Annotated in this window: 8 protein-coding genes; all 8 read left to right on the top strand. The window is 74.1% G+C overall.

Features of this window, described 5'->3' with window-relative positions; all coding sequences use genetic code 11:
• Window positions 1–3: 3 nt before the first annotated feature.
• The 8 genes from OHS18_RS06225 to OHS18_RS06190 all read left to right on the top strand — a co-directional run bounded on the left by OHS18_RS06225 (window position 4) and on the right by OHS18_RS06190 (window position 6,950).
• Window positions 4–927, top strand: coding sequence for a GHMP family kinase ATP-binding protein (locus tag OHS18_RS06225; RefSeq protein ID WP_328455152.1), 924 nt, complete (start codon window positions 4–6; stop codon window positions 925–927).
• Window positions 928–932: 5 nt separating this feature from the next.
• Complete coding sequence (locus tag OHS18_RS06220; protein ID WP_328616279.1) at window positions 933–1,973, top strand: pyridoxal-phosphate dependent enzyme; 1,041 nt, start codon at window positions 933–935, stop codon at window positions 1,971–1,973.
• Window positions 1,973–3,172 carry an ATP-grasp domain-containing protein gene (locus tag OHS18_RS06215; protein WP_328616278.1) on the top strand — a complete coding sequence of 400 codons (1,200 nt, stop codon included), beginning with the start codon at window positions 1,973–1,975 and terminating at the stop codon, window positions 3,170–3,172. The genes OHS18_RS06220 and OHS18_RS06215 overlap by 1 nt, the downstream gene beginning before the upstream one ends.
• Entirely contained in the window at window positions 3,169–3,297 is a 129-nt protein-coding gene (locus OHS18_RS06210; protein ID WP_328455158.1) for a hypothetical protein, read from the top strand. Before OHS18_RS06215 ends, OHS18_RS06210 begins: the two co-directional genes overlap by 4 nt.
• Window positions 3,294–4,784 carry an argininosuccinate lyase gene (locus tag OHS18_RS06205; protein WP_328616277.1) on the top strand — a complete coding sequence of 497 codons (1,491 nt, stop codon included), beginning with the start codon at window positions 3,294–3,296 and terminating at the stop codon, window positions 4,782–4,784. Before OHS18_RS06210 ends, OHS18_RS06205 begins: the two co-directional genes overlap by 4 nt.
• Entirely contained in the window at window positions 4,781–4,966 is a 186-nt protein-coding gene (locus OHS18_RS06200) for an MbtH family protein (RefSeq protein ID WP_328455162.1), read from the top strand. The genes OHS18_RS06205 and OHS18_RS06200 overlap by 4 nt, the downstream gene beginning before the upstream one ends.
• Before the next feature lie 16 nt (window positions 4,967–4,982).
• Window positions 4,983–6,098, top strand: a complete 1,116-nt coding sequence (locus OHS18_RS06195; protein WP_328455164.1) for a GntG family PLP-dependent aldolase — start codon at window positions 4,983–4,985, stop codon at window positions 6,096–6,098.
• 360 nt (window positions 6,099–6,458) lie between these two features.
• The gene (locus OHS18_RS06190; RefSeq protein WP_328616276.1) at window positions 6,459–6,950 is read left to right on the top strand and encodes a hypothetical protein; all 492 of its coding nucleotides are present in this window, start codon (window positions 6,459–6,461) and stop codon (window positions 6,948–6,950) included.
• Window positions 6,951–6,971: the final 21 nt, after the last annotated feature.

The raw sequence follows: 6,971 nt of genomic DNA, 5'->3' as shown, positions 1-6,971 counted from the left end.
GCCATGACCGAGGACCTCGCGGTCGCCGCACCCGCCCCGGCTACCGTCACCGACCCGCGCGCGGGCAGCTTCCGCGTTGACGCCCACCACGGCGAGATCCTGCAAGGGGTCTTCGTCACCGGCGACAAGCTGCGCCGCGGCCTGGTCACGCTGCCCTGCCCGCTCTACAGCACCCGCGCGACGTTCCTGCCCACCGAGGACGCCGGTACGACCGTGCGGCCCGCGTGGCGCAGCAAGGCCCGCCGCGCCGCCGACCTGACGCTGGCCCGGCTCGGGTACCCGGTGCCGGGCGGGCTGCTCGACATCACCAGCGACATCCCGCTGTGCCGCGGCTTCGGGTCGTCGACGGCGGACGTGACCTCGGCGATCGGCGCGGTGCTCGCCGCGACCGGCCGCCGGCTCGCCCCGGCCGAGGTCGGCGCGCTCGCCGTCGAAGCCGAAACCGCGTCCGACTCCCTGATGTACGGCGGCCGCGCGGTGGTCTTCGCACACCGCGAAGGCGAGCCGATCGAAGACCTCGGCGAGCTGATGCCGCTGGCCGTGCTGGGTTTCGGCACCAGCCCGGGCGGCCGCGGCGTCGACACCCTGGAACTCCCGCCCGCGCGCTACACGTCGTGGGAGATCGAAGCGTTCCGCCCGCTGCGCGGCCTGCTCCGCCGGGCCGTCAACGACGGCGACGCGCGGCTGCTCGGCCGCGTCGCCACCGCCAGCACCCTGCTCAACCAGCGCCACCTGCCCATCCCGGGGCTGGACGACATCCTCGCCGTCGCCCGCGCCGCCGGGGCCGCCGGCGTGCAGGTCGCGCACAGCGGCGACGTCGCCGGCCTGATCTTCGACGCGGCCGACGCCGAAACCCCGGCCCGGCTGGAGTTCGCCGCGACCCGGCTCGATGTCACCGAAACCTGGCAGTTCGAAACCGAGAGGTGAGTCCGATGACCCTTGCCACCCCCGTCAGCCACGCTGTCAGCCGGTCCGTCGTGGAAGCCACCGAGCTGCCCCGGATCATCCGCATCCGGCCCAACTTCCACGTCGCCGCCTTCGGCCTGATGAAGCTGCTGCCCGCCCGGTTCATGCTCGACCGCGCCGAAGAGCGCGGCGACGTAGGCCCCGGCACCACCGTGCTCGAGACGTCCTCGGGCACCTTCGGCCTCGGCCTCGCCATGGTCTGCCGGTTGCGCGGCTACCCGCTCACGATCGTCGGCGACCCGGCGATCGACGCCCCGCTGAAGCGCCGCCTCGAGCACCTCGGCGCCCGCGTCGAGATCTGCCCGAAGCCCAGCCCGGTCGGCGGGTTCCAGCGCGCCCGGCTCGACCGGCTGGAGGAGCTGCGTGCGGAGTACCCGAACCACTGGGTGCCCGGCCAGTACAGCAATCCCGACAACCCGGCGTCCTACGCGCTGGTCGCCGAGCAGCTCGCCGAGACGATCGGCGTGCCGGACTGCCTGGTCGGCGCGGTCGGCTCCGGCGGGTCGACGTCGGGCACCAGCTCGTTCCTGCGGATGCTCGCCCCCGAGCTGAACCTGATCGGCGTCGACACCCAGCGCAGCGCGATCTTCGGCCAGCCCGACGGCCCGCGGGTGCTGCGCGGGCTCGGCAACAGCCTGGTGCCGCCCAACGTCGCGCACGAAAGCTACGACCAGGTGCACTGGATCGGCGCCGCGGAGGCGTTCGCCGCGACTCGCGAGCTGTACGCGCGGCACTGCCTGTTCATGGGCCCGACCAGCGGCGCGTCCTTCAAGGTCGCCGACTGGTGGTCGCGGCGGAACCCGGACGCCACGGTCGTCGCGCTGCTGCCCGATGAGGGCTACCGCTACCAGGACACCGTCTACTCCGACGAGTGGCTGCAGGCCCAGGGGCTGGCGCACCCGGGCGCGGCCGAGCCGTACGAAGTCGTCGCGCCGACCGAGCCCGGCGGCTCGTGGACGTGGCTGAACTGGGGCCGGCGCGGCCTGGCGCCCGCCGCGGCGGCGTGATGCGGACCCTGCTGCTCGTCGAAAGCAACACCACCGGCACCGGACGGCTGTTCGCCCGCCGGGCCCGCGAGCTCGGCTACGAGCCGGTGCTGGCGGCGGCCGACCCGGACCGGTACCCGTACGCGGCCGAAGACGGCGTCCGCGTCGTGCAGGTCGACACCGCCGACCCGTGTGCGGTCCTCGCTGCCGACATCGGCGAACCGGCCGGGGTGACGACCAGCTCGGAGTACTTCATCCCGGTCGCGGCGCGGATCGCGGCGAAGCTGGGCCTGCCCGGCCCGGACCCGGACGCCGTCACCGACTGCCGCAACAAGGCCCACCAGCGCGCCACGCTGGCGGCGATGGCACCGAAGTGCACGGTCGTGACGTCGGTGGCCGCGGCGGTCGCGGCGGCCACCGAGTTCCCGGTGGTGCTCAAACCGGCCGAGGGCTCGGGCAGCGTCGGGGTGTTGCGGTGCGAGACACCCGAGTCGGTGGCGTCCCAGGCGGCGGCGCTGCTGTCGGTGACCCACAACGAACGTGGCCTGCCCGTGCCGGCGCAGGTGCTGGTGGAGCCGTACGCGAGCGGGCCGGAGTACTCGGTCGAGCTCTTCGGCGACGTCGTCGTGGCGATCGTCCGCAAGCACCTCGGGCCGGCGCCGTTCTTCGTCGAGGTGGGTCACGACGCCCCGGCCGCGCTGCCGCCCGCGGACGAAACCGCGCTGGCCGACACCGCCCGGGCCGCGGTGAGCGCGCTGGGCCTCGGGTTCGGGGCCGCGCACGTCGAAATCCGGCTCACGCCGGACGGCCCGCGCCTGATGGAGGTCAACCCGCGCCTGGCGGGCGGGATGATCCCGGAGCTGGTCCGCGCGGCGACCGGCGTCGACCTGGTGGCGGCGCAGGTGGCGGCGGTGCTGGGGGCCGAGCCGGGCCTGCGGCCGGATCGGCGGGTGTGCGCCTCGCTGCGGTTCCTCACCGCGTCGTCGGCGTCGGTGGTCGCTGCGGGGGACACCATCGCCGCGGCCGCCGCCGTGCCCGGGGTCGTGGAAGCCCGGCTTTACCGGCCCGACGGCACCGCCGTCCGGCCGGCCCGGGACTACCGCGACCGGGCCGGGCACGTGCTGGCCGTCGCGGACCGGCCCCGCGCCGGCCGCGCGGCCGCGGTGGCGGGGCTGAACCGGCTGCGCGAAGCCCTGATCCCCCGAGGAGAAACCCGATGACGCTGCGGTTCCTGATCACCACCGTCGCGCAGACCGCCGAAGCCCGCGCCGATCGCGCGGGCGACGAACGGGACCCGGACGGTCCCGCACCCCACCCGGACACCCCGGAAGGAGCACCCCGATGACCATCGCCAAGGGCGACACAGGACGGCTGAGCAGCCCGGTCGCCGCCGCGGCCCGGGAGATCCTCTTCGACCGCGACACCGCCCCCGCGGCGGACCCGGTCGCCGCCGAGCTGGACCTGATCAGCCAGGTCGACCGCGCCCACGTCGTGATGCTCGCCGAACGCGGCATCGTCGACGCCGGCCGTGCCGCCGAACTCCTCGCGGGCATCGAAAACCTGCGGGCGCACCGGTTCGCGCCGCTGCACGAGGTCCCCGCGCCCCGTGGCCGGTACCTCGCCTACGAGTCGTACCTGATCGACACCCTCGGCGCCGAGGTCGGCGGGATCCTCCACAGTGGACGGTCCCGCAACGACCTCAACGCCACCGTCGTGCGGCTGCGGCTGCGGGAGCCGCACGAGCGGCTGCTCGCCGAGTCCGACGCCCTCGGCCGCGCCCTGCTGGAGCGCGCGCGGCGCTGGGCCGGCGTCACCATGCCCGCCTACACCCACCACCAGCCCGCGGTCCCGATCACCTACGGGCACTACCTGGCCGGCGTGGCGAGCGCGCTGGTGCGCGACGTCGAAGGGCTGTGGCAGGCCGGGGCGGAGCTCGACCAGAACCCGCTCGGCGCGGGCGCGGTCGGCGGGACGTCGCTGCCGGTCGACCAGCACCGCACCACCGCGCTGCTCGGGTTCGCCGCGCCGCTGGCGAACTCGCTGCACGCCGTCGCGTCGCGGGACCTGGTGCTGCGGCAGCTGTCCGCGGCCACCGTCCTCGGGGTGCTTCTCTGCCGCGTCTCCCACGACCTGCAGGCGTGGACCAGCGCCGAGGCCGGGCTGCTGCGGCTGGCCGACGACGTCGTCGGGTCCAGTTCGATGATGCCGCAGAAGCGCAACCCGTTCCTGCTGGAGCACGTCCAGGGCCGGGCGCTGGCACCGCTCGGTGCGTTCACCGCGTCGGCGAGCGCGATGGCCACCGCCCGGTTCACCAACGCCATCGCCGTCGGCACGGAGGCCGTGGCCCCGGCGTGGTCGGCGCTCGAAGCGGCCACCGACGCGGTCGTCCTGCTGCGGCTGGTCGTCGAGGGGGCCGAGCCGGTGCCGGAGCGGATGTACGAACGGGCCGTCGACGGCCAGACCGCGGCCACGCACCTGGCGGAACGGCTCGTCGACGCCGGGATGCCGTTCCGGCAGGCCCACCACGAGGTCGGCGCCATCGCCAAGGACGCCCTCGACGCCGGGCTGCCGCTGCACGAAGTCGCCCGGACCCGGCTGGCCGGGCAGCCCGAGCACGTCCTCGCGGCGCTCGACCCGGCCGAGGTCGCCCAGCACGCCGCCCACGGCGGCGGCCCGGCGCGGGACTCCGTGCTCGCCGCCGTCACCGAGGCCGAGACGGCGTTCGCCCGCGTCCGCGCCGACGTCGAGGAACGCCGCTGGCGCTGGAGCCAGGCCGAAGTCGGCCTCGACGACGCCGTCCGCTCGCTCATCGACACCCGGAGCGCCTCATGAGCTACACCGTCGTCCGCAACGACGAGGACCAGTACTCGATCTGGCCCGCCGGACGCGACCTGCCGCCGGGCTGGCTGAGCGCCGGCGTCACCGGCCCGCGTGCCGAGTGCCTCGCCCACATCGACGCCGTCTGGACCGACATGCGCCCGCGGAGCCTCCGCGACCGCATGACCACCCGCTGACCTCTAGGAGCCTGTTGTGACGACTTTCGCCGACGACCTCGCGACCCTGCGCCCGGAAGCCGTGCCCGCCCAGGGCACGCACGTCGAACTCCGCAGCGACACCTTCACCCTGCCCACCCCGGCGATGCTCGAGGCGGTCGCCCGCGCTCCGCTCGGCGACGACGTCTACGGCGAGGACCCGACCGTGGACCGCCTCGAGCAGCTCTCGGCCGAGCTGCTCGGCAAGCAGGCGGGCTGCCTGATGCCGAGCGGCACGATGGCCAACCTGACCGCGTTGCTGGCCCACTGCCCGCGCGGCGGCAAGGCGATCGTCGGCCACGAGTCCGACGTCTACGTCTACGAAGCGGGTGGCGCGTCGCTGTGCGGCGGCATCGTCTACGACCCGCTGCCCAACCTCGCCGACGGCACCATCGACCCGGCCGCGATCGCCGAGGCGCTCGCGGTGGACCGCAGCGACCCGCAGATCGCGCCGCCGGCCGTGCTGAGCCTGGAGACGCCGCAGAACCGTTGCGGCGGGCTGCCGTTGCAGCTGGACTACCTGAGCGAGGTGTCGCGGCTGATCCGTTCGCACGGCGTCGCCCTGCACCTCGACGGCGCGCGGCTGTTCAACGCCGCGGTCGCGCTGGGCGTCAGCGCGGCGGAGATCGCCAAGCACGCCGACACCGTGCAGATCTGCCTGTCGAAGGGCCTGTGCGCGCCGATCGGCTCGGTGCTGGTCGGGGACCGCGTGACGATCGCGGCGGCCCGCCGGATGCGCAAGATGCTCGGCGGCGGCATGCGCCAGGCCGGGATGATCGCGGCCTGCGGCATCGTCGCGCTCACCGAGATGACCGAACGCCTGGCCGACGACCACGCCCGCGCGGCACGCCTGGCCCGCGGTCTCTCGCGCGTCCCCGGCGTCCGCCTGGACCCGGGCCCGCCGGTGACGAACATGGTGTTCTTCAAGGTCCGCGACGACCGCTACACGACCCGCACCCTGATCGAGGCGGCCCGCCGCCGCGGTGTCAAGGTGGAGGAGCTGGGGACCGACCGCATCCGCGCGGTCACCCACGCCGGTGTCGACGACGACGCGATCGACCGCGCCGTCACGGTGTTCACCGAGCTGCTGGGGCCGACCGCCGGGCTGCGGTGAAAGCGACGATGCCCGCCGGAAACCCTTGACGGACAGGGGACGGCGGGCATCGTTCGATGGTCCTCGGTGGCTGGGCGGCGGTCACCGGGCCGGCGTGACGGTGCCGGTGGTCGGGGGTTCGCTGCGCTTGCGCTGGATCGCTTCCTGCTGACGCTGCAACTTGTCGTGCCAGGCTCCTGAGTCGTTCATGATGATCTCCGGATGGACGCGCGGCGATCCGGCGAGAGCGCCGCGGAAGGTGGGGTGGCGTTGTGTCGCAGAAGTACCCCGACCTGCGGCGGATCAATCGTCTTTGTGCCTTCCACCAGGCAATTAGGCCACCTGGATGAAGGAGGCGCCGGGGCCCGCTAGCGTAGGGCCGTGGCCCAGGTCTTCATCCAGCCGTCCTACGGCACCGCGGACGCGCGCCGGTACGGGGCGGCGTCCCTCGACCAGACCGTGGAGTTCGGCGAGTTCGCTGACCTGCTCGAGCCGCCCGATCTCGCCCGCCTGACCGCACTGCACCCGGGTGGCCGGGCGCGGTTCTGGGGCGCCAAGGACAAGTACGACCGCCGGATGGACACCGTCACCACCGGCGACATCGTCCTGCTCACCGGCCGCAAGCACGTCCAAGCCGCCGCGGAAGTGGGGCATTGCTTCCGCAATCCCGGGTTCGCGCGGCGCTTGTGGACCCCGGATCCGGGGAAGTGCTTGTTCAGCAACGTCTACAGCCTGCGGCACTACCGCCGCGTCGGGCTGCCGTACGAAGAGATCTGGGCGTTGCCCGGCTTCAGCGCCGGCGACAACTTCATGGGCTTGCGGTTCCTCGACGAGCCGAAGTCGGCCGCGGTGATCGGATTGCTCCGCTCGTAGCGCCGGCCGGCCACCCGCGGA

This window comes from Amycolatopsis sp. NBC_00355 (assembly GCF_036104975.1).
Lineage (GTDB): Bacteria > Actinomycetota > Actinomycetes > Mycobacteriales > Pseudonocardiaceae > Amycolatopsis.
This window is presented reverse-complemented; position numbering and strand designations above follow the sequence as displayed.